Origin of the sequence: Pseudomonas sp. 65/3-MNA-CIBAN-0223 (assembly GCF_040310425.1) — a bacterium.
In the GTDB taxonomy this organism is placed as follows: domain Bacteria; phylum Pseudomonadota; class Gammaproteobacteria; order Pseudomonadales; family Pseudomonadaceae; genus Aquipseudomonas; species Aquipseudomonas gregormendelii.
In genome coordinates, this window is sequence record NZ_JBEOPV010000009.1 from 227,723 (window position 1) to 249,497 (window position 21,775).

At 59.8% G+C, this 21,775-nt stretch carries 27 protein-coding genes; 12 read left to right on the plus strand and 15 right to left on the minus strand.

Annotation, left to right across the window (positions count from 1 at the left end; all coding sequences use genetic code 11):
- Nucleotides 1-73 precede the first annotated feature (73 nt).
- Nucleotides 74-928 carry a LysR substrate-binding domain-containing protein gene (locus AAEZ09_RS13630; protein WP_045060211.1) on the plus strand — a complete coding sequence of 285 codons (855 nt, stop codon included), beginning with the start codon at nucleotides 74-76 and terminating at the stop codon, nucleotides 926-928.
- On the opposite strand, the gene AAEZ09_RS13635 is transcribed toward AAEZ09_RS13630, so the two are convergent.
- Nucleotides 918-1,667: a sulfite exporter TauE/SafE family protein gene (locus tag AAEZ09_RS13635; protein ID WP_045060210.1), complete on the minus strand. Its 750-nt coding sequence runs from the start codon at nucleotides 1,665-1,667 to the stop codon at nucleotides 918-920. The genes AAEZ09_RS13630 and AAEZ09_RS13635 overlap by 11 nt on opposite strands.
- A 107-nt stretch (nucleotides 1,668-1,774) precedes the next feature.
- Here AAEZ09_RS13635 and AAEZ09_RS13640 point away from each other — a divergent pair, with 107 nt between their 5' ends.
- The 3 genes from AAEZ09_RS13640 to AAEZ09_RS13650 all read left to right on the plus strand — a co-directional run bounded on the left by AAEZ09_RS13640 (nucleotide 1,775) and on the right by AAEZ09_RS13650 (nucleotide 3,902).
- Nucleotides 1,775-2,731: a LysR family transcriptional regulator gene (locus AAEZ09_RS13640; RefSeq protein WP_045060240.1), complete on the plus strand. Its 957-nt coding sequence runs from the start codon at nucleotides 1,775-1,777 to the stop codon at nucleotides 2,729-2,731.
- A 69-nt stretch (nucleotides 2,732-2,800) separates the two neighbouring features.
- A complete protein-coding gene (locus AAEZ09_RS13645; protein WP_045060239.1) occupies nucleotides 2,801-3,262 on the plus strand; it encodes a MarR family winged helix-turn-helix transcriptional regulator in 462 nt (153 codons plus the stop codon).
- Nucleotides 3,263-3,482: 220 nt separating this feature from the next.
- Nucleotides 3,483-3,902: an organic hydroperoxide resistance protein gene (locus AAEZ09_RS13650; RefSeq protein ID WP_350599752.1), complete on the plus strand. Its 420-nt coding sequence runs from the start codon at nucleotides 3,483-3,485 to the stop codon at nucleotides 3,900-3,902.
- A gap of 170 nt (nucleotides 3,903-4,072) precedes the next feature.
- Here the strand turns inward: AAEZ09_RS13650 and AAEZ09_RS13655 are convergent, their stop codons facing one another.
- Together AAEZ09_RS13655 and earP are read right to left on the minus strand one after the other, a co-directional pair.
- Nucleotides 4,073-4,642, minus strand: coding sequence for an elongation factor P (locus tag AAEZ09_RS13655; RefSeq protein WP_032626910.1), 570 nt, complete (start codon nucleotides 4,640-4,642; stop codon nucleotides 4,073-4,075).
- Between the two features lie 48 nt (nucleotides 4,643-4,690).
- Nucleotides 4,691-5,833 (minus strand): elongation factor P maturation arginine rhamnosyltransferase EarP, encoded by a 1,143-nt coding sequence (gene earP, locus AAEZ09_RS13660; RefSeq protein ID WP_350599754.1) that lies wholly within the window; start codon nucleotides 5,831-5,833, stop codon nucleotides 4,691-4,693.
- Nucleotides 5,834-5,957: 124 nt separating this feature from the next.
- Here earP and AAEZ09_RS13665 point away from each other — a divergent pair, with 124 nt between their 5' ends.
- Nucleotides 5,958-6,374 carry a hypothetical protein gene (locus AAEZ09_RS13665; protein WP_045060207.1) on the plus strand — a complete coding sequence of 139 codons (417 nt, stop codon included), beginning with the start codon at nucleotides 5,958-5,960 and terminating at the stop codon, nucleotides 6,372-6,374.
- 11 nt (nucleotides 6,375-6,385) lie between these two features.
- Nucleotides 6,386-6,868, plus strand: a complete 483-nt coding sequence (locus tag AAEZ09_RS13670) for a GreA/GreB family elongation factor (RefSeq protein ID WP_045060238.1) — start codon at nucleotides 6,386-6,388, stop codon at nucleotides 6,866-6,868.
- Between the two features lie 7 nt (nucleotides 6,869-6,875).
- Here AAEZ09_RS13670 and cysB read toward each other — a convergent pair whose 3' ends face one another.
- From cysB to AAEZ09_RS13695, 5 genes are all read right to left on the minus strand, one after another.
- Nucleotides 6,876-7,850, minus strand: a complete 975-nt coding sequence (gene cysB, locus AAEZ09_RS13675) for an HTH-type transcriptional regulator CysB (RefSeq protein WP_008148549.1) — start codon at nucleotides 7,848-7,850, stop codon at nucleotides 6,876-6,878.
- Nucleotides 7,851-7,962: 112 nt separating this feature from the next.
- Nucleotides 7,963-8,466 carry a universal stress protein gene (locus AAEZ09_RS13680; protein ID WP_045060206.1) on the minus strand — a complete coding sequence of 168 codons (504 nt, stop codon included), beginning with the start codon at nucleotides 8,464-8,466 and terminating at the stop codon, nucleotides 7,963-7,965.
- Nucleotides 8,467-8,560: 94 nt separating this feature from the next.
- Nucleotides 8,561-9,466, minus strand: coding sequence for a 5'-nucleotidase (locus tag AAEZ09_RS13685; protein WP_045060205.1), 906 nt, complete (start codon nucleotides 9,464-9,466; stop codon nucleotides 8,561-8,563).
- A gap of 24 nt (nucleotides 9,467-9,490) precedes the next feature.
- Entirely contained in the window at nucleotides 9,491-10,447 is a 957-nt protein-coding gene (locus tag AAEZ09_RS13690; protein ID WP_045060204.1) for a putative 2-dehydropantoate 2-reductase, read from the minus strand.
- The gene (locus AAEZ09_RS13695) at nucleotides 10,444-10,830 is read right to left on the minus strand and encodes a YbbN family protein (RefSeq protein ID WP_350599756.1); all 387 of its coding nucleotides are present in this window, start codon (nucleotides 10,828-10,830) and stop codon (nucleotides 10,444-10,446) included. The genes AAEZ09_RS13690 and AAEZ09_RS13695 overlap by 4 nt, the downstream gene beginning before the upstream one ends.
- On the opposite strand from AAEZ09_RS13695, the gene AAEZ09_RS13700 reads away from it, so the two are divergent.
- Together AAEZ09_RS13700 and AAEZ09_RS13705 are read left to right on the plus strand one after the other, a co-directional pair.
- Nucleotides 10,829-11,272, plus strand: a complete 444-nt coding sequence (locus tag AAEZ09_RS13700) for a PilZ domain-containing protein (RefSeq protein ID WP_350599757.1) — start codon at nucleotides 10,829-10,831, stop codon at nucleotides 11,270-11,272. The two genes, AAEZ09_RS13695 and AAEZ09_RS13700, sit on opposite strands and share 2 nt — an antisense overlap.
- Before the next feature lie 128 nt (nucleotides 11,273-11,400).
- Entirely contained in the window at nucleotides 11,401-12,477 is a 1,077-nt protein-coding gene (locus AAEZ09_RS13705; RefSeq protein ID WP_350599758.1) for a 3-deoxy-7-phosphoheptulonate synthase, read from the plus strand.
- A gap of 73 nt (nucleotides 12,478-12,550) precedes the next feature.
- On the opposite strand, the gene AAEZ09_RS13710 is transcribed toward AAEZ09_RS13705, so the two are convergent.
- Nucleotides 12,551-12,838 (minus strand): GNAT family N-acetyltransferase, encoded by a 288-nt coding sequence (locus tag AAEZ09_RS13710; protein ID WP_020800382.1) that lies wholly within the window; start codon nucleotides 12,836-12,838, stop codon nucleotides 12,551-12,553.
- Nucleotides 12,839-13,478: 640 nt separating this feature from the next.
- Between AAEZ09_RS13710 and oprI the strand changes: the two genes are divergently transcribed.
- Complete coding sequence (oprI, locus tag AAEZ09_RS13715) at nucleotides 13,479-13,730, plus strand: outer membrane lipoprotei OprI (RefSeq protein WP_003199355.1); 252 nt, start codon at nucleotides 13,479-13,481, stop codon at nucleotides 13,728-13,730.
- A gap of 123 nt (nucleotides 13,731-13,853) precedes the next feature.
- On the opposite strand, the gene AAEZ09_RS13720 is transcribed toward oprI, so the two are convergent.
- The 3 genes from AAEZ09_RS13720 to AAEZ09_RS13730 form a co-directional block, all read right to left on the minus strand.
- Nucleotides 13,854-14,825, minus strand: coding sequence for a L,D-transpeptidase family protein (locus AAEZ09_RS13720; RefSeq protein ID WP_045060200.1), 972 nt, complete (start codon nucleotides 14,823-14,825; stop codon nucleotides 13,854-13,856).
- Between the two features lie 210 nt (nucleotides 14,826-15,035).
- The gene (locus tag AAEZ09_RS13725; protein WP_003226812.1) at nucleotides 15,036-15,329 is read right to left on the minus strand and encodes a hypothetical protein; all 294 of its coding nucleotides are present in this window, start codon (nucleotides 15,327-15,329) and stop codon (nucleotides 15,036-15,038) included.
- Nucleotides 15,330-15,385: 56 nt separating this feature from the next.
- Nucleotides 15,386-15,991, minus strand: coding sequence for an arylesterase (locus tag AAEZ09_RS13730; RefSeq protein WP_045060199.1), 606 nt, complete (start codon nucleotides 15,989-15,991; stop codon nucleotides 15,386-15,388).
- A gap of 10 nt (nucleotides 15,992-16,001) precedes the next feature.
- Between AAEZ09_RS13730 and AAEZ09_RS13735 the strand changes: the two genes are divergently transcribed.
- Nucleotides 16,002-16,685 carry an ABC transporter ATP-binding protein gene (locus tag AAEZ09_RS13735; RefSeq protein WP_028619977.1) on the plus strand — a complete coding sequence of 228 codons (684 nt, stop codon included), beginning with the start codon at nucleotides 16,002-16,004 and terminating at the stop codon, nucleotides 16,683-16,685.
- Nucleotides 16,685-19,189, plus strand: coding sequence for an ABC transporter permease (locus AAEZ09_RS13740; protein WP_350599759.1), 2,505 nt, complete (start codon nucleotides 16,685-16,687; stop codon nucleotides 19,187-19,189). The genes AAEZ09_RS13735 and AAEZ09_RS13740 overlap by 1 nt, the downstream gene beginning before the upstream one ends.
- A 20-nt stretch (nucleotides 19,190-19,209) precedes the next feature.
- Here the strand turns inward: AAEZ09_RS13740 and greB are convergent, their stop codons facing one another.
- The gene (greB, locus tag AAEZ09_RS13745) at nucleotides 19,210-19,704 is read right to left on the minus strand and encodes a transcription elongation factor GreB (RefSeq protein WP_045060197.1); all 495 of its coding nucleotides are present in this window, start codon (nucleotides 19,702-19,704) and stop codon (nucleotides 19,210-19,212) included.
- A gap of 382 nt (nucleotides 19,705-20,086) precedes the next feature.
- Here greB and AAEZ09_RS13750 point away from each other — a divergent pair, with 382 nt between their 5' ends.
- Nucleotides 20,087-20,650: a GNAT family N-acetyltransferase gene (locus AAEZ09_RS13750; RefSeq protein ID WP_205892942.1), complete on the plus strand. Its 564-nt coding sequence runs from the start codon at nucleotides 20,087-20,089 to the stop codon at nucleotides 20,648-20,650.
- A 70-nt stretch (nucleotides 20,651-20,720) separates the two neighbouring features.
- Here the strand turns inward: AAEZ09_RS13750 and AAEZ09_RS13755 are convergent, their stop codons facing one another.
- Nucleotides 20,721-21,029: a class I SAM-dependent methyltransferase gene (locus tag AAEZ09_RS13755; protein WP_350599761.1), complete on the minus strand. Its 309-nt coding sequence runs from the start codon at nucleotides 21,027-21,029 to the stop codon at nucleotides 20,721-20,723.
- Nucleotides 21,030-21,278: 249 nt separating this feature from the next.
- Nucleotides 21,279-21,713 (minus strand): DoxX family protein, encoded by a 435-nt coding sequence (locus tag AAEZ09_RS13760; protein ID WP_045060195.1) that lies wholly within the window; start codon nucleotides 21,711-21,713, stop codon nucleotides 21,279-21,281.
- Between the last annotated feature and the right edge of the window lie 62 nt (nucleotides 21,714-21,775).

Sequence of the window (21,775 nt, forward strand, 5' to 3'; positions counted from 1 at the left end):
GCTCAAGTGTCGCGCCGGGGCTAAGATCAATCCAACGAATGTTTCTTATGCAATACATCTCGGAGATTGATGTATGTCTGCCTACCCCAGTATCGACACTGAAGTGCTGCGCACCTTCGTCGCCATCGCTGACCAAGGTGGCTTCACTCGCGCAGGCGAACTGGTCAACCGCACCCAGTCTGCGGTCAGCATGCAGATGAAGCGGCTTGAAGAGGACGTGCTGCAGCGCCAGTTGTTTCAACGTGACGGGCGCCAGGTGCGGCTGACAGCCGAGGGCCAGGTACTGCTTGGTTATGCCAGGCGCATCCTCAAGCTGCACAGCGAAGTATTCAATACCCTGCGCGAGCCGCATATGGTCGGCATGGTCCGGATCGGTACGCCGGACGACTACGTGATGCGTTTTCTACCCGGGATTCTGCGGCGTTTTGCGCAGTCCTATCCGCTGATCCAGATTGAGGTGCATTGCGAGTCATCAAAACAATTGCTGCTGCGCCAGGACCTTGACCTGTCCATCGTCACCCGCGAACCCGGCAACGAGATCGGCCAACTGCTGCGCAAAGAACGATTTGTCTGGGCCGAAGCGCAATGTTTCAGCGCCCACGAGCAGACGCCTTTGCCGCTGGCGATGTTCAACAGCGATTGTTTCTGCCGCCTGTGGGCGTGCAATGCACTGGATGCCATGGGGCGTGATTATCGGGTGGCGTATAACAGTTCCAGCCTGTCGGCGATCATGGCGGTGGTCAGCGCCGGCCTTGCAGTGACTGCGCAGCTGGAAAGCCTGATCACCCCCGACATGCGCATCCTGGGTGAGGCCGAGGGTCTGCCGGTGTTGCCCGAGGCCAGCATCATGCTGGTGCGCAACTTGCACAACCCCTCGCCTATCACTGAGTGCCTGGCGGAACACATCGTCGATGGTTTCAAACTTTAAAGGCGAGCATCACCGCGCACATCACCAGAAAGCCGCAAAACAGCCCGCGCAGCAGGCGCTCCGGCATCGCGTGGGCGATTTTAACGCCCCAGCTGATGCTCAGAAGGCCGCCGATGGCCAATGGCACGCCGATCATCCAGTCGACTTGATGGTGCACGGCGTAGGTCACCAGTGTCACGCCGGTGCTGGGCAGCGCCAGGGCCAGGGACAACCCTTGGGCAACGACCTGAGTGGTGCCGAACAGGCTGGTCAACACCGGTGTTGCCACCACTGCCCCGCCAACGCCGAATAGACCCCCCATGGTCCCGGACGCGGCGCCGAGCACGCCCAGCCATGGCCATGAATAGCGCATTTGCGCCGTTGCCGGCGGGTTGGTGGTGAACATTCGCACAAGGTTGTACGCAGACAAGGCCACCAGAAATGCAACGAATCCGGCGCGCATGGATTGCGCATCAATGCCCACCGCCCAGATCGAGCCGATCCAGGCAAAACTGAAGCCCATCACGGCCAGCGGCAACGCGTGGCGCAATTCGATGCGATTGCGCTGGTGATAACGCCACAAGGCGAGCATTACGTTCGGCACCACCATGACCAGCGCCGTGCCTTGGGCTATTTGCTGGTCGAGCCCGAAAAAAACACCCAGCAATGGGATAGCGATCAATCCGCCGCCAATGCCAAATAATCCGCCCAGGGTGCCCAAGGCTGCGCCGAACACCAGATAAACCAAGAACTCAATCACAGTTACATTCCTATCCAAATCATGGGCCCATGCTACGCATTCGGGATTGGCAGTGGAACGCATAGCAACGCACAATGGCTGTGCCAACTTCGCACAAGCTCATCGCCATGAACCCCAATCAGTTAACCGAGCAGCTTGCGCTGTTCCTCGACGTACTGGAAACCGGCAGTTTTTCTGCCGCTTCGCGTCGTTATCCGCTGACACCCTCCGCTGTCGCCCGGCGTATCGACAGCCTGGAAAACGCCGTGGGCAGCCAGCTGTTCATCCGCAGCACCCACGCGGTGCGGGCGACACCGGCAGGCCTGGCGTTTGCCGAGCGCGCGCGGCGGATCGTCGCCGAACTGCGCCTGGCCCGAGCCGAGGCGGTTTCCCTGAGCAGTGCACCGGAAGGCCTGATTCGTATCGACGCGCCTGCCGCGTTCGGGCGACGACACCTGGCGCCAGTGATTGCCGACTTCCTGATGCTCTACCCTGGCCTCGATGTGCAACTGCACCTGATCGACAGTTTCGTCGACATGCAGGGCCTTAACCTGGGCAAGGTCGACCTCGTGCTGCGCGCCGGACAAATGGCCGACACCCGCCTGGTCGCCACACCTCTGGCGCGGATGGTTCGAATTGCGTGCGCGAGCCCAGCCTACCTGAAGCTCCGTGGCGTGCCGGCGGAACCGGCGCAGTTGATCGAGCATGATGGCCTGGACTGGGACGGCCTGGCGCCGCCCTTCGCCTGGCGCTTTGAACAGCACGGACAGATGCAACTGCACCGCCCGGCGCGCATCCGCATGAGCGCCAACAATGCCGAAGCACTGGTGTGCGGTGCGTTGGCCGGGCTGGGCATTGCCCATCTACCCACCTGGCTTGCCAGCGAATACCTGCTGCGCGGCGAACTGCAACCGTTGTTTTGTGACAACGGACTGCCGCCGCCGGAAAGCACCGGGATCTACGCGTTGCGCCTGCAGCAGCAACCCAACCCACGCAGTCGCCTGCTGCTTGAGTACCTTAAGACCCGTTTCAGCCCGATCCCGCCCTGGGACCTGGTGCTGCAAAACACCCTGGGTCGGCACTGACCGCGAATTATCTGGCGCATTAAAGATTCGCCCACTAGATTGATGACGATGACTGATCAAGGCTTTGAAATGACCGACAAGCGCAACACTCCGGATAACTGTGACCACCTGCTGCTGGACAATCAGGTGTGTTTCGCCCTGCACTCCACGTCACTGATGATGACCAAAGTCTACAAACCGCTCCTGCAGGCGTTGGGCCTCACCTATCCGCAGTACCTGGCGATGCTGGTGTTGTGGGAGCGCGACGGCTTGACCGTAAGTGAAATCAGCGCCCGTCTGTTGACCGATCCCGGGTCATTGACGCCGCTGCTCAAGCGCCTCGAAGTCGAGGGCTTGCTCAGTCGTACCCGCAGCCGTGAGGATGAGCGGGTAGTGATTGTCGAGTTGACCGGGCCAGGCCGTGCATTGCGGGACAAGGCCCGCGATATTCCACAGTGCATCCTGGGGGCGAGTGGCCAGACCTTGCAGCAGTTGCAGAAGCTGCAGGCCGAGTTGCAAGCGCTGCGTAGTCATCTGCAGGACAGCCTCTGAAGGTGAGAGCGAACGCCTCTGAAGGTGAAGCCCATTGCGGGAGCAAAGCTTGCCCGCGATAGCGGTATAACATCCAACATTGATGTCGACGGATACTGCGCTATCAGGCGCTTGAAAATTTATCTTGCGCGCAAACTATTAGCGCGATACATTCATCTCGCACTTACTTGGCGCGCAAACATTTAGCGCGAAACATATCTGATCTGGCGAGGCCTAAATCATGCAAACGCTCTACACCGCAATCGCAACTTCCACTGGCGGCCGTGATGGTCGTGCGATTTCCAGCGACAACGTCCTCGACGTCAAGCTCGCCACGCCTAAAGAGCTGGGCGGTGCGGGTGGCGCAGCAACCAACCCCGAGCAGCTGTTCGCGGCCGGCTACTCCGCCTGCTTCATCGGCGCACTGAAATTCGTTGCCAGCCAGACCAAGCGCAGCATCCCCAACGATGCCTCGATCACTGCCCATGTCGGCATCGGCCAGATCCCCGGCGGTTTTGGCCTGGACATCGACCTGCACATCAGCCTGCCGGGTCTTGAACAAGCCGACGCGCAATCGCTGGTAGAGGCGGCTCACCAGGTGTGCCCTTACTCGAACGCCACCCGCGGCAACGTTGAAGTGCGCTTGCACGTCACGGTTTAACAGCAAAAGATCGCAGCCTCGTTCCACTCGACAGCGCCTACAGGAAGAACCAGGAAGAACGTGATTCCCTTATAGGAGCTGTCGAGTGAAACGAGGCTGCGATCCTGTGATTTTGCAGGCACAAAAAAGCCCGACTCAATGGTCGGGCTTTTTCATTCCTGAAGCTGTGCTTATTTAGCACGGCCTTTGTAGGAACCGCCTTCGCGGGTGTCGATCTCGATGCGGTCACCGATTTCGATGAAGTCAGCCACTTGCAGCTCGGTACCGTTGCTCAGCTTGGCAGGCTTCATCACCTTGCCGGAAGTGTCGCCACGAGCCGAACCTTCGGTGTAGTCAACTACGCGCACGATAGTGGTCGGCAGCTCTACGGAAACCAGACGCTCTTCGAAGAAGATCGCTTCGCAAACATCGGTCATGCCTTCTTCAACGAAAGGCAGAACGGCTTCGATGTCTTCAGCGTTCAGCTCGTACATGGTGTAGTCGGTGGTGTCCATGAACGTGTAGGTGTCGCCGCTGATGAAGGACAGGGTCGCTTCTTTGCGGTCGAGGATTACGTCGTCCAGTTTGTCGTCGGCGCTGTAAACGATCTCGGTCTTGTAACCGGTCAGCAGGTTTTTCAGCTTGGTCTTCATGATCGCGCTGTTACGACCGGATTTGGTGAATTCAGCTTTCTGAACCAGCCAAGGATCGTTTTCGAGACGGATCACGGTACCGGGTTTCAGTTCTTTACCAGTTTTCATTGCGAATATCCGAATTTGGATGGGATTTACAAAAATCTAGGCCGCGTATCATATCCAATTTACATAAAACTGTACCAGCGCCGCGGCAAGATCATCTTGCAAGGCCTGTTCCAGACACCACGCCTCGGCGTGTTGCTGCAGTTCTGGCGAGTGTTTACGGGTGGCCAGCCAGTGATCGCTCATTGTTACACCGGCATTCCAGGCTCGCCATAGACCGCTGATCGCCTCGCTGGCCGGCCGCGTCAGGCCCTTGGTGTACAGCGTGAGGAAGGCTTCGAGCTTGTCCAGGTGAATATCTTCGTCCTGCCGATAGATGTGCCACAGCAGCGGGCACCCGGCCCATTGGGCACGCACGAACGAGTCCTCGCCGCGCACCGCATTAAAATCGCAGCTCCACAGCAACAGGTCGTATTGATCCTGTCGGACGAATGGCAGCACCTGCACGGTCAAACCGTCGCGAACGTGCACGTCCCCCGCCGCGAGCCCCTCGACCCCAAGCCAGCGCTCGACGTCGCCGAGGATCCGCCCTTCCGGCACCAGCATGTGCGAAGGCGTGGAATCGCTCGCCAGGCAATCAAGCCAGCTGGCCAACCCGGCATTCTCATAGGCGAACAGCGAAATCAACTGGCTGCCAGGGGCGCGATCGACGCCCAGGCCCTGGAGGAATTGGCGCTGCGCTGAAGCATCCTGCTGGAACTTGCGCCGTCGCTCGAGCAAGCCACGCTCGCGCAGCAAGCCGCCCGTGTCCTGGCGGAAACCGGGGAAGAAAAAGTACTTCTGCACGTGTCGGTATTTGACCGACGGCAAGCCGTGACAACCCACCACCCAGTCTTCGGCACTCAGGTAATCCAGGTTCAGCCACAGCGGTGGTTGTGCCCGCGCGGCCATGGCGTCCATATAGGGCGCCGGCAATTGGCAGGCAAATGCGGCGATGACCACATCAGCGGCATCAACCGGCAGCCATTCCGCCGGCCATTGCCGCACCTCGACGCCCTGCTGCCATTGCTGCGCCAGCTGAATGTCGATCTCCGGGCACAGCCGCTCGAAGGCGCGCAGGTCGTCGACCCACAGGCGCACTTGCACCGAGTGCTCGGCCACCAGTTGCCGGGCCAGCCGCCAGGTCACCCCGATGTCGCCAAAATTGTCGACCACGGTACAGAAAATATCCCAGCGGGGGTTCGTTTGAGGCATTACAGGCTCCCGTTGGCAAAGGTAGCGATTGTCCGCATAAATTACCCCGCGCAGAAGAGCCGACGGCGATTAATCTTCATGCGACAATCGCCCTTCGCTTGCAACCACCCGCCAGGAGGCCGCCATGCCCTACCGCCCCAACCCGCGCCGCCCACTTGCCGTACGATTCCATGTGCTGCAACTGAGTGCCAGCATCGCCCTGGGCCTGTGGCTTGGATTCATGGCGATCGCCCTGACTTGCTGGCTCGCCTCACGCCTGTTGTTCAGCGAGCAGTTGGCGCCCGTGGCCACGGCGGTGGAGCAACTGGCCAGGCCGCCCGTTCCGGCGCAGGTGCAACCACGACCTGACATTGCGCCGCAGAGTCCATTGTTCGAACAATACGAAGAAAACCTGCGCAAGAACGAGCAGCAGCAGCGACTGGATCAGGCCCGGGGCAGCAGCCGCAACCTGGCCAATCCGAAGTGCCAGTTCTGGCTGCAACAGGACCAGAACGCACCGAGTGAAAAGAGTCGCGCCAACGTCCAGCAATTTTGCGATTGATGAAGCCAGCCATGCACAAGAAGACCGTCCACCAACTCATACTCGACAAGCTGCGCATTGATCTCGACATCGCCGAGCGCGCGGCGCAGACCGCCTATGAGACCGCGACTCACGAAGAGAACATCGCCGAGAACAAGTACGACACCCTGGGCCTGGAAGCGTCCTACCTGGCAGCCGGCCAGGCCAGGCGCGTGGAGGAGATCAGGCAGTCACTGACCCTTTGCCAGAACCTGGCCCTGCGCCCCTACGACGAGCAACGCGGCATCGAAGTCGGTGCGCTGCTGGGGCTGGAAGACGAAAAGGGTCGCGAACAATGGCTGTTCCTCGCACCCGACGCGGCGGGGTTGAAGATCGATATGGTGGGGCAGATCATCACCGTCATCACCCCCCGCTCGCCCCTGGGCAAAAGCCTGCTGGGCAAGTTCGAAGGGGACGAGGTAGACATTCTGGTGGCGGGAACCCGGCAACAGTTTGCTGTTACCGAGGTGATCTAGACCGGGATCAATGCACCGGCAATTCGACTCCGTCGAACAGCTCTTCGAGCTCCTGCTTGTTATGGCACTGGATGGCCTTGGCCATGACTTCGCGCGTCAGGTGCGGCGCGAATTTCTCGATGAAGTCGCACATGAAACCGCGCAGGAAAGTACCGCGACGGAAGCCGATCTTGGTAATGCTGGACTCGAACAAATCGCTGGCATCGAGCATCACCAGGTCACTGTCGAGCTTGGCGTCAACGGCCATCTTCGCCACGATGCCCACGCCCAGGCCAAGCCGCACGTAGGTCTTGATCACGTCAGCATCGGCGGCGGTGAACACCACTTTGGGTGTCAGGCCACGGTGACTGAAGGCCTCGTCGAGCTTGGAGCGACCGGTGAAACCGAACACATAAGTTACGATCGGGTATTCGGCCAGCGCTTCGAGGGTCAGCTTCGACAGCTTGGTCAACGGATGGCCCTGGGGCACTACAACGCAGCGATTCCAGCGGTAGCATGGCATCATTACCAGGTCGCCGAAAAGCTCCAGCGCTTCCGTGGCAATGGCAAAATCCACTGTGCCGTCGGCGGCCATTTCGGCGATCTGCATCGGCGAACCCTGGTGCATGTGCAGGGCCACATCGGGGTATTGCTTGATGAAGTTGCTGATCACCGGCGGCAGTGCGTAGCGCGCCTGGGTGTGGGTGGTGGCGATCGACAGGGTGCCCTTTTTCTCGTTGGAGAATTCCTGGGCGATCTGCTTGATGCTTTCGACCTTGCGCAGGATCTCGCCGGCGGTGGTGATGATGCGCTCGCCTGCCGGGGTGACGCGGGTCAGGTGCTTGCCGCTGCGGGCGAAGACCTCGACGCCCAATTCGTCCTCCAGCAGTCGAATCTGCTTACTGATGCCCGGTTGCGAGGTGTAAAGGCTTTGGGCTGTAGCTGAAACGTTGAGGTCGTGGTGCGCCACTTCCCAGATGTAGCGCAATTGTTGAAGCTTCATATGAATCCCTCAAAGCAGGTAGACGCCACGGGCATCAGCGACGGTATATAACTATATTAATGGTTTGAAGAATAAATCTAGAACTTTTTATCAGTTCGCCACGATTCGTGTTCTAGCGATCTCCCAGGCGCCGACGCTCAACCAGCGGTACCAGGTAAACCGGCACCCTCGCCAGTTGCAACACCCGCGCAGCGGTGCGGCCCAAGGGTGTTTCCGCGCCGGCCCCGTGGCTGTGACTACCTACGATCAGCAAATCCACAGAGAGTTTCTGCGCCTGGTCAAGAATCACCTGTGAGGGATCTCCCTGGATCACCCGCACCGCCTGGATGCGCGCCAGGTCCTGGTCCCCCTCCTCACCCAGCTCCTCGCGAAAGCTGTCGAGCACCCGCTGCTCGATGTTGGCAATCACCGTATTCAGGCCCTGGCTGTGGAAATCGTTCAACGCCTGCTCATCAAGGTAGCTCTGCAGTACCGACTCGGCGAACAGCCCCATCGGCTCCACCGCATGCACCACATACAATTGCGCATCAAATGTCCGGGCCAGCGCCAGGGCATGCTGCATCACCAACGGTGCGTAAAGGCCGAGGTCAGTGGCATACAGCATCGAACGAATCATATGACCTCCTCGTGGGCCAACATGGCGGAGATGGGTTGAGCTTAGCAGTGCCTTGGCGAGTACGGCGGCCGGTGTAACGCATTGAACGGCGTGCTTAAACCTTTTGCTCGTTGCTTATGCCATGGGGCACATGGCCGGTCGCAACCACTTCACGGGCCAACTCGCAGTGCCCGGCCTGATCGTCGAAAAATACATCGGCAGCAAACGCTTCGAGAAAAGCCGACTTGGTCAGGCCGCCAAGGAACAGCGACTCATCGAGACGGATATCCCATTCGCGCAATGTGCGGATCACCCGTTCATGGGCCGGCGCCGAACGTGCCGTCACCAGGGCGGTGCGGATCGGACAGGCGTCGTCTGGAAATTCACGCTGCAACAAATTGAGTGCCGCGAGGAAGCCCTTGAACGGTCCACCCCGCAACGGTTCCCTGGCCGACTCCCGCTCGCTGGCCTGAAAGGCTTCCAGGCCACCGGCCTGGTAAACCCGCTCGGATTCATCGGAAAACAGCACCGCGTCACCGTCGAAGGCAATCCGCAATTCTTCGCTGGCCGCCCGGCTGGCACCACCGGACAGGATGGTCGCCGCAGCGAAACCGGCGTCCAGGGCACTGCGAACGTCTTCGGCATGGGTCGACAGGAACAGGTCACAGCCGAAGGCCTTGAGGTAGGGGTACGGACTGCGCCCGCCGACAAATGCTGCGCGCGAGATCGCCAGGCCGTAGTGGTGGATGGAGTTGAACACCCGCAGCCCGGTGTCGGCACTGTTGCGTGACACCAGGATGACCTCGACCCGGGCACGGCCCAGGCTGTTGTTGAGGTTGAGCAGTTTCTGCACCAAGGGAAATGCATCGCCCGGTTCGAGGATTTCGTCCTCGTGCTCGATCTGATATTGGCGGTAGGCCTCAACGCCACTGGACAGGTACACCTTGTGGCTTTCGCTCAGGTCGAACAGCGCTCGCGAGGAAATCGCCAGCACCAGCTTGTCATCGATAGTCTTTGCCATACCTTCCCTCACTGAATGACCGACTCAGGCAGGACGTCGATCGATGAAAGCCAAACTGCGGAACAGGGCTTCGATTCGCGGCATTTCGCATCCCGCGGCTTTCGCGGCTGCCAGGGGCCGGGCGTAGATCGCCTCCAGCTCCAGTGGCCGCCCGTGCAGATGATCGTGATACATGCTCGGCCAATAATCGGGCATCTTTTCGGTCATCATGAACAGATGCTCGGCGTACCCGGCGGGCACCTGATAACCACAGGCGGTGGCGCCCTGCACCACTTCGGCCATCAACGCCTTGATCAGTTCCCGGCTATTGGTATCGGCCATCAACGGCACAGTGCTCGCGCGCAACAGCACCGAGAGTCCGTTGTAGGGGATATTCCAGACCAGTTTCTGCCAGCGTGCCTGATGCAGATTTGCCATGGCCTGGGAGTCGATGCCGGCGAAGTGGAACAGTCCGGCGCCTTCTTCGGCTATTGCCTGGCGCGCCGGCAGGTCGGCGGCAGGACCGCTGTGATAACCGACATGCACTGCGCCAAGGGCCTGATGAGTAATAACCCCGGGCGCCTCGCGATGGACACAGATGTAACAGAGACCTCCGAGCACGTGCAGCGAATCAGGCAGCGATTCGCGCAGGCTGTCTTCGACGCCCAGGCCATTTTGCAACAGCAGCACCTTGGCGTCAGCCGCGCCAGCTCGAACGATGGTGGATGCCAGCTCGGCGTTACTGGTGGTTTTCGTCCCCACCAGCAACCAGTCACAGGGCGGCATGTCGTCGACCGAGGAATAGGCTTGCACCGGGAAAACGTTCAATGTCCCATGCTGCGCACTGTGCACTTGCAGGCCACGTTCGGCCACGGCGTGGAACTCGCTGCGCACCAGGAAATGCACATCGAAGCCGGCATGCGCCAACATCGCCCCGTAAAATCCACCGATCGCCCCGGTGCCTATAATGCCGATTGTCGGCCTCGCTGCTGCCCCCGTCATGGCAACTCCTCTGCTGTTCGTGTCAGCGCCTTAGTCAGCGCCTCATTGAGTTCAGTAGTCTCAAGGCGCGAATTCAGTACCCCGAAGAATTCACCGTCACGCACGACAAACAGTGCTGGCAAGTGAAAGACCTGGTAACGCTCGACCACGCCACCGTTGCTGCCGGCATCAATCCAGCACAGCCGGTCGACCTCCAGCGCCTGCCCGGGCAAGCGAGCCCTGGCATAACGGCAACTGGCGCAGCCGACGCTGGTGAAAATCACCAGCGAAACACCGCTCAGCGCCAGCAGCCGTTGGTCGGCATCGAAATCGGTCAGTTCCAATTCGACCACTATACTGGGGGAAACGCTGTCAGATGACCGACACATGGAGTCTGTGTTCATGGGACGTTTTCTTCCTCACCCTGACGATGTGCCCGTTGAATTAACGTTGCTCAAACATGAATGCATATCGCGACAACGGCTGCACACTATCAGCCTCGGCGGCATGGCTTGCAATTATCACCGCGCCTGGCGCCACGGCACGGCGCTTGAAGTGCGCATGCCGACCCTCAACCCGGACCTGCGCTACCTGGGCTATGTAGCCTGGTGCCTGCGCCGCAAGCGCGGGTATCTGGTAGGCATAGCCTTTGTCGACGAACAGATGCTGTTCAGCGCGAGAATGGGCGAGCAGATTTGCCAGATCGAACAATATTGCCGCCTGCATGAACCGCACAGCGAGCGCCAGGACAACCAGGCACTGGCGCTTGAATGGGTGCAGCAGCATGCCGATGAGTTCTCCCACGACACGGTAAGCAAGGCTTTTGCGCAGCCTGTGCTGGATTAAACCCACTTCTGCCCATTGTCGAGCCACGGTGTAACGCGCTAAGGTTCCGCTCCCCGACGCGCTTAATTTGCTGTGCTCCGCCGCGCGGGTTCGCTGGCGGCCGGCACCCGTGACCTGACGAGTAAACGATGGCTGATTTACCGATCAACGACCTAAACGTCGCCTCCAACGAGACGCTGATCACTCCTGACCAGCTCAAGCGTGATATTCCCCTGAGCGACGCTGCCTTGCGCACCGTCACCAAGGGTCGCGAAGTCATTCGCAACATTCTTGATGGCACCGATCACCGCCTGTTCGTCGTTATCGGGCCTTGCTCGATCCACGATATCAAGGCCGCCCACGAATACGCCGAGCGCCTCAAGGTGCTGGCCACCGAAGTGTCCGATACTCTGTATCTGGTCATGCGAGTGTATTTCGAGAAGCCACGTACCACCGTTGGCTGGAAGGGCCTGATCAACGATCCGTACCTGGATGACTCCTTCAAGATTCAGGACGGTCTGCATATCGGTCGTCAATTGCTGCTGGACTTGGCCGAGATGGGCCTGCCCACCGCCACCGAAGCCCTTGACCCGATCTCCCCGCAGTATCTGCAGGACCTGATCAGCTGGTCGGCCATTGGCGCGCGCACCACCGAATCCCAGACTCACCGTGAAATGGCTTCCGGCCTGTCCTCGGCTGTCGGCTTCAAGAACGGCACCGACGGCGGCCTGACCGTTGCGATCAACGCCCTGCAGTCGGTTTCCAGCCCGCACCGTTTCCTGGGCATCAATCAGGAAGGTGGCGTGTCGATCGTCACCACCAAGGGCAATGCCTACGGTCACGTGGTACTGCGCGGCGGCAACGGCAAACCGAACTACGATTCGGTTAGCGTCGCGCTCTGCGAGCAGGCACTGAACAAGGCGAAGATCAAGCCGAACATCATGGTCGACTGCAGCCACGCCAACTCCAACAAGGACCCGGCCCTGCAACCGCTGGTGATGGAGAACGTGGCCAACCAGATCCTCGAAGGCAACCAGTCGATCATCGGCCTGATGGTCGAGAGTCACCTGAACTGGGGCTGCCAGGCCATTCCGAAGGATCTGGCCGACCTGCAATACGGCGTGTCGATCACCGACGCCTGCATCGACTGGTCTGCCACCGAGACGACCTTGCGCAGCATGCATGCCAAGCTCAAGGACGTACTGCCAAAACGCGCTCGCGACTGAGCACGGCCAAGCGGGTCAGTAAACGCAACGCAAAAAAAACGCCGGGGCAGCCCGGCGTTTTTTTGCGTTGCGTTTACTGGCTCAGCTTGGCGGCATGGCGCTGGTGACGTTCCATGTAGCGCTCCACATAGGAGCACGATGGAATGACCGTGTAGCCCATTTCCTCGGCGTACTGCAGCGCCTGCTCGGTCAACGCGGCGGCAATACCGCGACCACGCAACGCGTTGGGTACGAAGGTACGATAAATATCCAGGGTCTGTTTACCCAGGTCCATATAGGTCAGGTAGGCACGATGACCGTCCACATTGGTCTCGAACTGATGACCAGCCTGGTCATGGTGGATGGACAACGCCTCGCTCATCACTACTCCTCGCGGGTCTTGAATTTTGACCCCTACCTTACCGATGTTTTTCCGGCGAAGGAACATCTACGCCACCCCGTGCCTGAAAGGACACCGAGAAGAGCTGCACCAATCTCGCGCAACCGGGCACGTACAAATAGTAGGCACCATTGGCAAAAATGCTCAAGGTACGCTCGTCATTACGCAGATTGGCGGGTGCTGCTCCAGAGGAGACGCAGGGACTTCAAGACCGGGGATTTCCCGCAGCCGATTACCTGAACATTGCCGGATGTTGAGACTTAAGACGAGCGCCCGTTGTTAAAGTCACCTCAACTAGCAGAAAGATAAGCGAAGCACTGCACAATTCCCGAACAAAAGTGTAGACGAAATCATTTAGACAGACTTTACCCTAGACCGCAAAAACAGCGCTGCAGATCGGGAACTTTTTCCGGGGGGGCTCGCTCAGATCGGGGCTCGCAGCTGGATATTTTTTATACAAAGCAGTTAAAAGTTGCTCGAAAAAGAATCAACGCCTACAATTTTTTTTGCTTCTTGCTACACGTCAGTTTACTTACTACAAGTAATGGGTAGTATGTACGCCGGCTATTTCCTCACTCTGAGGAGACAGCTACTTAATAGAAAGTCCTTGAAGGGGAACACGATGAACAACGTTCTGAAATTCTCTGCTCTGGCCCTGGCCGCAGTTCTGGCTACCGGTTGCAGCAGCGCATCGAAAGAAACCGAAGCACGTCTGACTGCTACCGAAGACGCAGCAGCTCGCTCCCAGGCTCGTGCAGACGAAGCTTACCGTAAAGCTGATGAAGCTCTGGCTGCTGCTCAAAAAGCACAACAGACTGCTGACGAAGCTAACGAGCGCGCTCTGCGCATGCTCGACAAAGCTAGCCGCAAGTAATAATCCCTCGGGATTGTTATCAAGCCGACCCATTTTTGGGTCGGCTTTTTTATTGCCCGGATTTTCCTGCGGACAATAAAAAACCCGTCGACGCGATTCACGTCGACGGGCTTTTGCACAGGCCTATTGCTGCAGGTCGATAGGTGAGCTGGTCACCATCGGCGCCGCACCATTGGGTACGGCGATCTCCACTGGCAAGCCATCTTCGGCTGCGACCACATCACGCACCACATCCCAGTTCATGCGCAGGTTGTTGGTGATGTCCTCACGCTTGAGCATCGCGTTGATCACCGCCGTGTGCTTGTCGACTACCGACGGGTTGCCGTTGTCGTCAAGCGGCGTGTGCGCCTCGAGGTAGACCTTGCCGCCACTCACGCCGAACTTGTACGGGTCGTTGATGATACGCACCGAGGTACCCACCGGGACCATGCTCGCCATTTCCAGGACGTTATTGTTGAACATGCGGAAACAGCCATGGCTGGTGCGCATGCCGATGCCGAATTTCTTGTTCGAGCCATGGATCAGGTAGCCCGGGGTACCCAGGTTGAACTTGAACGGCCCCAATGGGTTGTCCGGACCGGCCGGTACGACGTTGGGCAGAGGATCGCCATCGGCAAGGTGTTCGGCCTTGATCGACGCAGGCGGCGTCCAGGTCGGATTGTGTGTCTTGGCGGTGATGGTGGTATGCGCAATCGGCGAGCCCCAGCCTTCACGGCCAATGCCCAGCGGGAAGGTGTACACCACGTCCCGGCCTTTGGGGTAGTAATAAAGGCGGTACTCGGCGAGGTTGATCACGATGCCTTCACGCGGCCCTGGGGGCAGGATGAAGCGCGTTGGCAGAATGATTTCGGTGCCCACGCCAGGCAGCCAGGCGTCGACGCCCGGGTTGGCGGCGACCATTTCCGAATAGCCCAGGTCGTAGGTGGTGCCAAGGTCGGCGAAGGTATCTTCGTACTTGGCCTTGATCACTTGCACCTGGCCAATGATGTCTTCACCGGGTGGCGGAAGAGGCAACTCCAAGGCTGCCACGGGGCCTGCGGCACAGAGCGCGGCAAGAGTCAGGCAGCGGGTGACGGCGGGAAAGCGCGGCAACATCCGGAAAATCCTTCGCATGATCGACAAGGTATAAAAACCCGATTGTACACTGGCGCTTCGCTATTCGGGGAGACGCACCGATAGAGCGCGCATTGGCTGGGGGGCTTGGTGGGTGGGGGGTTCGGTTTATTTCGAAACCCCTGCTAACGAATTCGGCCTGAGGTGATGGGGTCCCTGGGGTCCGGTGGAGCTGGGTAGCTGCGGGAGCTCCTACAATTCAAACCGCAGTTCTGGCCAGATCGGCGAAGTCCCGCGTTTCTGCGATTCCAGAATCGCACGACACAACGAACACAAGCGCTGGTCCTGAAACACCCGACGATCCACACTCGACCAACGTGGCTGCGCCGGCAGGAGGCTGCCGCAGAGGGTCCGGTCTGCCGAGCCGCCCAGTTCAAGCTGTCGGGTCACCAGATGCACACGCACTTCCTGGCAGGCGAACAGATCCAGCTGCTCGTCAGGCTCGATCAGTTGATAGGCGAAAAGTGACCAGGCGGGACGCGGCATCGGGGGCTCCAAATCGGGGGCGCCACCTTAGCCGAAACGCAGCCAGTAGAAAAGCGTCAAAGCAGCGGTTTCAGTGTTGGCCAGACATTTTCCAGCAACTTGCCCTGAGCCCCTGCAGCCGGGTGCAGGCCGTCGCTTTGCATCAGGTCCGGATGCCCACCCACCCCCTCCAGAAAAAAGGGTACCAGCGGGATTTTTTTCTCGTCGGCCACGGTGCTGTAGACCTCGGCAAAAGCCTTGGTATAGCGAGCACCATAATTGGGCGGCAATTGCATGCCCAGCAGCAACACTTTTGCTCCGCTGGCGCGCGAGCTGTCGATCATCGACGCAAGATTTTGTTGCAATTGAGTTGGGAGCATCCCGCGCAAGCCATCATTGCCACCCAGCTCGAGGATCACCAACTCCGGCTTATGCTCTGCAAGCAGCGCCGGCAGGCGCGCCTGGCCTCCGGCACTGGTGTCGCCACTGATGGACGCGTTGACCACCTTATCGTCGAAACCTTCGCGCTTGAGCCGCTGCTCAAGCAAAGACACCCAGCCTAAGCGGGTATCCAGGCCGAAACCCGCGCTGATACTATCGCCAACGATCAGGACTGTACCCGCCGCTGCGTTCTGGGCCATGCACATCAAGGCCAGGCCAGCACTCAAAAACCACACTCGCATCGGATTCTCCATGGGCGCAAGCATTCTCACCGCGAAGAACCTCAGCAAAGTGGTACCCAGCGCGGAAGGTGAACTGACTATCCTGCACGAACTCAGCCTGGAACTGAACAAGGGCGATAGCCTGGCTATCGTCGGCGCCTCCGGATCAGGCAAATCCACCCTCCTCGGTTTGCTCGCCGGCCTCGACCTGCCCAGCAGCGGTGAAGTCACACTGGCCGGCCAGGCCCTGAGTAATCTTGACGAAGACCAGCGGGCGCGCATCCGGGCCGAGCACGTCGGTTTCGTGTTCCAGTCGTTCCAGCTGCTCGACAGTCTCAACGCCCTGGAAAACGTCATGCTGCCGCTGGAGCTGGACGGTCGCAAGGACGCCCGAGAACGGGCCACGCAGTTATTGCAGCGGGTAGGCCTGGGCCAGCGCCTGACCCATTCACCGCGCCAGCTCTCTGGTGGCGAACAGCAACGCGTGGCAATTGCCCGCGCGTTCGCAGCCGAGCCCGACGTACTGTTTGCCGACGAGCCCACGGGCAACCTCGACAGCCACACGGGCGAGCGCATCAGCGACCTGCTGTTCGAACTCAACAAAGAGCGCGGCACCACGCTGGTGCTGGTGACTCACGACGAACGCCTGGCACACCGGTGCCGGCGCCTGATCCGCCTTGAAGCCGGCCTGCTGGTCGCCCCTCTGGAGCCTTGATGGCACGCCTGCCGCTATTGCGCCTGTTCAGCCTTGCCCTGCGCCAACTGCTGCGCGACGCCCGCGCCGGTGAGCTGCGGGTGTTGTTCTTCGCCTTGCTGGTCGCCGTGGCGGCGAGTACGGCCATTGGTTATTTCGGCGCCCGCCTGAACGGCGCCATGTTGCTGCGGGCCACCGAGTTCCTCGGCGCCGACCTGCTGCTCGAAGGCAGCTCGCCAGCGCGACCGGAACAGATCACCAGCGGCGTCGAGCTGGGACTCGAACACGCCCAGGTGGTCGAGTTCTCCAGCGTGATCGCCACCGACAACGGGATCCAGCTGTCGAGCATCAAGGCGGCAGATAACGCCTACCCATTACGCGGCGAACTGAAAAGCGCGCCTGCGCCCTTCGCCCCGGAAGAGCCCGGTGGAGGTCCGAAACCCGGCGAAGCCTGGGTTGAAGCGCGACTGCTGACAGCCCTGGACCTGAAGATCGGCGACAGCATCGACGTCGGCATGAAAACGCTCAAACTCGCCAGGGTACTGACCTATGAACCCGATCGAGCGGGGAATTTCTACAGCCTGACGCCACGGGTCATGATCAACCTCAGCGACCTGGCGGCCACTGGCGTGGTCCAGCCCGGCAGCAGGGTCAGCTACCGGGAACTGTGGCGCGGCAAGGCCGAGGCACTGGAAAGCTATCGACAAGCGATCAAGCCCGGCCTGGCGCCGAATCAGCGGCTGCAGGATGCCCGCGATGGCAATCGGCAAATCGGTGGTGCGCTGGGCAAGGCCGAGCGCTACCTGAACATGGCCAGCCTGGTCGCGGTGCTGTTGTCCGGAGTAGCGGTGGCCCTGTCGGCCACGCGCTTCGCCACTCGCCGCTTCGATGCCAGCGCACTGCTGCGCTGCCTGGGCCTGTCACGCCGGGAAACCCTGCTGTTGTTCAGCGTGCAGCTGGCTGTGCTGGGCTTGCTGGCGAGTATCAGCGGCGCGGTGATCGGTTGGCTGGCGCAGCTCGGGTTGTTTGCGTTACTGCATGACCTGCTGCCTACCGATGTCCCGCCTGGCGGCCTGTTCCCGGCCATGGCCGGGATCGGCACCGGGCTGGTGGCGTTGGCCGGCTTTGCCCTGCCGCCCCTGGCGGCGTTGGGTCGGGTGCCGCCGCTGCGCGTGTTGCGTCGAGACATGCTGCCCATACCGTCCAGCACCTGGATGGTTTATGGCGCGGCCTTGGGGGCACTGGGGCTGATCATGTGGCGCCTGAGCCTGGACCTGGTGCTGACCTTCGCCCTGCTCGGCGGCGGCGTCATTGCCGCGCTGGTCCTGGGCGGCTTGCTGTTGCTGCTGCTCAAAAGCCTGCGGCGCATGCTGGCACGCGCTTCCCTGCCCTGGCGCCTGGGGCTGGGCCAGTTGCTGCGCCACCCCCTGGCAGCTGCGGGGCAGTCCCTGGCGTTCGGCCTGATCCTGCTGTCCATGGCGTTGATCGCCCTGCTGCGCGGCGAATTACTCGATACCTGGCAGAACCAGCTGCCGAAAAATGCTCCAAACTATTTTGCACTGAATATTTTGCCGGCAGACAAGCAGGCATTCACCGACCGCCTGATCGAACTCTCGGCACAGGCAGCACCCTTGTATCCGGTGGTGCCCGGAAGGCTGATCAGTATCAATGGCGAACCGGTGCAGCAAATCGTCAGCAAGGACTCAGCCGGAGATCGGGCCATCCAGCGCGACCTGAGCCTGACCTGGGCGGCCGACCTGCCAGCGGGTAACAAGCTCACCGCCGGCAACTGGTGGACCGAACAGACGCCCGACGAGATTCCCGGGGTATCGGTGGAGGGCAAGGTTGCCGAAAGCCTGAAGCTCAAGCTGGGCGATCACATGGTTTTCACCGTTGGCGGCGTCAATCGCGAAGCGAAAGTCACCAGCTTGCGTGACATCAACTGGGACAACTTCCAGCCCAACTTCTTCATGATCTTCCAGCCCGGCACCCTTAAGGACCTGCCGGCCACCTACCTGACCAGCTTCTACCTGGCCGCTGGGCATGACCAGCAGATCGTCGACCTGTCCCGAAGCTTTCCGGCAGTGACCATCCTGCAAGTCGAAGCCCTGCTGGAACAGCTGCGCAGCATCCTCGCCCAGGTCACCCTGGCGGTGGAGTACGTCCTGCTGTTCGTCCTGGCGGCTGGCATGGCGGTGCTGTTTTCCGGATTGCAGGCAACACTGGATGAACGCATTCGCCAGGGCGCCCTGCTACGTGCGCTGGGCGCGGAACGGAAGCTGTTGGTCAAGGCCCGGCGGATCGAGTTCGGTCTGCTGGGGGCAGTGAGTGGCCTGCTCGCGGCACTGGGCTCGGAACTGGTCAGCCTGGTGCTATACCGCTATGCATTTGACCTGCCGTGGCAGCCGCATCCATGGCTGCTGGTATTGCCATTGATCGGTGCCGTGCTTATTGGCGGCGCGGGCGTATTCGGTACCCGTCGGGCCCTGAATGCCAGCCCGCTGACCGTGCTGCGCGAGGGTTGATCGACGCCTGAGCGGTCGCCCTACCCTGGGCGATCGTTTGGCGTTTGCCCGTAGGAGATGGCGTTGATCCACCACAACGTTTCGCCCCCCGGGGTCTGCACCACCGCCTCGTCACCCACTTCCTTTTTCAGCAACGCGCGCGCCATCGGTGAATCGATCGAGATGTAATCGTTGCGCCCGTAGATTTCGTCATACCCAACCACGCGAAATTTCTTGATGTCCCCGGCCTCGTTTTCAATCTCGACCCAGGCGCCGAAAAACACCCTTCCCTCCTGCTCCGGCGAGTACTCGACCACCCGCACATCCTCCAGCCGTTTGCGCAGGTAGCGCACCCTGCGATCAATTTCGCGCAGCAGCTTCTTGTTGTACTGGTAATCGGCATTCTCACTGCGGTCCCCCAGGGAGGCGGCCCAGGTGACCTTGCGAGTCGTGTCCGGACGCTTCTCCCGCCAAAGGTAATCGAGCTCCTGTTTCAGGGCGTCATGCCCTTCTTTTGTGATGATGTTGGTACTCAAGTCGAGGGCCTCCTTGGGGCGAGTCACGAATGGATGGCACTGAAAAAAAATTTTCCTTTTCTACCCAGGCTTGCGGGAAATGAACGTCTGACAACTCAGGTAGTTAGCTGCAAGTACTCAACTGACTCTACGGAACGTCTGTCGGGTATCGCTAGTTTTATGACGCTTTCCCGGGCAAAAGCAAAATACCTTGCTAACATCTTGTTACATAGGCCAATAAATTGGCACCTTGAATTCACGCAAATTCCCTTTCATCCACAAGATCCATCGGGAGGACGGCATGATCGTGCAGCAGCTGCTTGAGAAAAGCCAAACGAAGATTCGAAAGATTGGGTTATCCAGCGCGAGTCATCAGCTTTTTTTGAAGACGGTCAACGCCTTCATGCTGTTCAAGATACTGCGCGGGGTCACGCTGCAGAAAGTCGACCCCGCGTTCCTCGACTACCCATCGCACTTCAAGCCGATGTTCCTGAGTGAACAGATGATGCGCCACTACGCGCGCGATCCAGTCAATGAGATGCCCGAGAGCTTTATCGAAGAATCCCTGGCCAAGGGCGATCAATGCTTCGGCATCTTCGATGGCGCGGTATTAGCCTCTTATGGCTGGTATTCACGCAAACCGACGCACATCGATCCGCCAGAACTGTTCCTGCACTTCAGCCCCTCTTACGTCTACATGTACAAAGGCTTCACCCATCACGAGTATCGCGGTCAGCGCCTGCACGCCATAGGCATGAACCTTGCTCTCAAGCATTACCTGGAGAAGGGTTACAAAGGCCTGGTCTCTTATGTGGAGTCGAGCAACTTCGATTCGTTGAAGTCCATTTACCGCCTGGGCTATCTGAACGTCGGCTCGATCTACCTGATCCGTCTGTTCGGTAACTACCAGAGCTTTGCCAGCAAAGGCTGTGACGCTTTTGAGTTGGCCCTTAAGACGCTCGTCTGATTGATTCGCGCGAATACCGACGCCAGTGCCAGCCGCTGGCACGCGCCGTCAATCGACAAAACGGTAACATTCAGCGTCGTGTAATCAGGCCCTGGCGGGCCACGCGGATCAATTGGCTGATCATTTCGCCGGCCCCTTCAACAGTCGGTGACTGAATCACCGCCAGGTCGAAGCTGTCGCTGGCGAAACGCGCCAGGGTCTCACCGTCTTCGACGAACTGGATAAGGAATGCCGCAGGACCACCCGTGCGGCGAGGCCAGCCATCGAGATAACGCAGGAGCGTTGGCTTATGTTTGCCGCCAAGCAGGATTTTGGGATTGCGCTGGGTGAGGTGTGCCGTGATCGGCGCGGGGCGTACAACGGGGCTTAATGCATTCATCGTGTCGTGTCTCTGCCTCAAAGGTCTGCATGGCAGGTGAGAGGCAACACCGAACCAGCGCTTTAGCGGAATTTCGAAGCCTGTTTCCAAGCTTCTGTCGGTAACTGATCGAGTCACCTGGCGCCCCGCAAGTAGCTGTTTAAATCGGCGCATGAGCAGCATCCTAGAGAAGCCGACACGGCAGTGTCAAGAATTGAGAGCAACAAAAAAGGCCCGCGTGATGCGGGCCTTTTGGTTGATCCAGAGCGGTTAGCCGGCGATGGCGCGGTCTGCCGACAGCTTGCCGGCGCCTTCGATCAACACCGCAATGGAGCCACCGAGCAGGGCCAGGGCAAATTCGTAACCGTTGTTGGCCATGAACAGGCCGTTGCTGATGTGCACGCTGAAGATGGCAACCAGCGACACAAACGTGAGGCCCAATGCCGCCGGGCGCACCAACAGGCCGATGATCAATGCCAGGCCGCCAAAGAACTCGGTGCCTCCAGCCAGCGTCGCCATCACATAGCCAGGCGTCAGGCCCAGGCTTTCCATGTACTGCGCAGTGCCGGCCAAACCGTAACCGCCAAACGCACCAAAGAGCTTCTGCGCGCCGTGGGCGGCAAAGATGATGCCGACGAAGATCCGCAGGACAGTCAAGCCGTAGCCGGCGCGGGTAAACAGGACCTTGTTGATCAGTGTGCTCATGCTGTGTCATCCATTCTTGGTTTGAGTGTGGTTGGCCGCTATATTAATCGGTTATTTTTATG

Excerpts from the sequence above, each read along its gene's own strand:
- AAEZ09_RS13645 (WP_045060239.1), top strand. The coding sequence starts at position 2,801 with ATGACCGACAAGCGCAACACTCCGGATAACTGTGACCACCTGCTGCTG.
- AAEZ09_RS13730 (WP_045060199.1), bottom strand. The coding sequence starts at position 15,991 with ATGCGAGTGTGGTTTTTGAGTGCTGGCCTGGCCTTGATGTGCATGGCC.
- AAEZ09_RS13685 (WP_045060205.1), bottom strand. The coding sequence starts at position 9,466 with ATGGCAAAGACTATCGATGACAAGCTGGTGCTGGCGATTTCCTCGCGA.
- AAEZ09_RS13735 (WP_028619977.1), top strand. The coding sequence starts at position 16,002 with ATGGGCGCAAGCATTCTCACCGCGAAGAACCTCAGCAAAGTGGTACCC.
- oprI (WP_003199355.1), top strand. The coding sequence starts at position 13,479 with ATGAACAACGTTCTGAAATTCTCTGCTCTGGCCCTGGCCGCAGTTCTG.
- earP (WP_350599754.1), bottom strand. The coding sequence starts at position 5,833 with ATGCCTCAAACGAACCCCCGCTGGGATATTTTCTGTACCGTGGTCGAC.
- AAEZ09_RS13705 (WP_350599758.1), top strand. The coding sequence starts at position 11,401 with ATGGCTGATTTACCGATCAACGACCTAAACGTCGCCTCCAACGAGACG.
- AAEZ09_RS13760 (WP_045060195.1), bottom strand. The coding sequence starts at position 21,713 with ATGAGCACACTGATCAACAAGGTCCTGTTTACCCGCGCCGGCTACGGC.
- AAEZ09_RS13750 (WP_205892942.1), top strand. The coding sequence starts at position 20,087 with ATGCTGTTCAAGATACTGCGCGGGGTCACGCTGCAGAAAGTCGACCCC.
- AAEZ09_RS13695 (WP_350599756.1), bottom strand. The coding sequence starts at position 10,830 with ATGAACACAGACTCCATGTGTCGGTCATCTGACAGCGTTTCCCCCAGT.
- cysB (WP_008148549.1), bottom strand. The coding sequence starts at position 7,850 with ATGAAGCTTCAACAATTGCGCTACATCTGGGAAGTGGCGCACCACGAC.
- AAEZ09_RS13700 (WP_350599757.1), top strand. The coding sequence starts at position 10,829 with ATGGGACGTTTTCTTCCTCACCCTGACGATGTGCCCGTTGAATTAACG.
- AAEZ09_RS13710 (WP_020800382.1), bottom strand. The coding sequence starts at position 12,838 with ATGAGCGAGGCGTTGTCCATCCACCATGACCAGGCTGGTCATCAGTTC.
- AAEZ09_RS13665 (WP_045060207.1), top strand. The coding sequence starts at position 5,958 with ATGCCCTACCGCCCCAACCCGCGCCGCCCACTTGCCGTACGATTCCAT.
- AAEZ09_RS13650 (WP_350599752.1), top strand. The coding sequence starts at position 3,483 with ATGCAAACGCTCTACACCGCAATCGCAACTTCCACTGGCGGCCGTGAT.
- AAEZ09_RS13630 (WP_045060211.1), top strand. The coding sequence starts at position 74 with ATGTCTGCCTACCCCAGTATCGACACTGAAGTGCTGCGCACCTTCGTC.
- AAEZ09_RS13755 (WP_350599761.1), bottom strand. The coding sequence starts at position 21,029 with ATGAATGCATTAAGCCCCGTTGTACGCCCCGCGCCGATCACGGCACAC.
- AAEZ09_RS13690 (WP_045060204.1), bottom strand. The coding sequence starts at position 10,447 with ATGACGGGGGCAGCAGCGAGGCCGACAATCGGCATTATAGGCACCGGG.
- AAEZ09_RS13740 (WP_350599759.1), top strand. The coding sequence starts at position 16,685 with ATGGCACGCCTGCCGCTATTGCGCCTGTTCAGCCTTGCCCTGCGCCAA.
- AAEZ09_RS13725 (WP_003226812.1), bottom strand. The coding sequence starts at position 15,329 with ATGCCGCGTCCCGCCTGGTCACTTTTCGCCTATCAACTGATCGAGCCT.
- AAEZ09_RS13655 (WP_032626910.1), bottom strand. The coding sequence starts at position 4,642 with ATGAAAACTGGTAAAGAACTGAAACCCGGTACCGTGATCCGTCTCGAA.
- AAEZ09_RS13680 (WP_045060206.1), bottom strand. The coding sequence starts at position 8,466 with ATGATTCGTTCGATGCTGTATGCCACTGACCTCGGCCTTTACGCACCG.
- AAEZ09_RS13670 (WP_045060238.1), top strand. The coding sequence starts at position 6,386 with ATGCACAAGAAGACCGTCCACCAACTCATACTCGACAAGCTGCGCATT.
- AAEZ09_RS13640 (WP_045060240.1), top strand. The coding sequence starts at position 1,775 with ATGAACCCCAATCAGTTAACCGAGCAGCTTGCGCTGTTCCTCGACGTA.
- AAEZ09_RS13720 (WP_045060200.1), bottom strand. The coding sequence starts at position 14,825 with ATGTTGCCGCGCTTTCCCGCCGTCACCCGCTGCCTGACTCTTGCCGCG.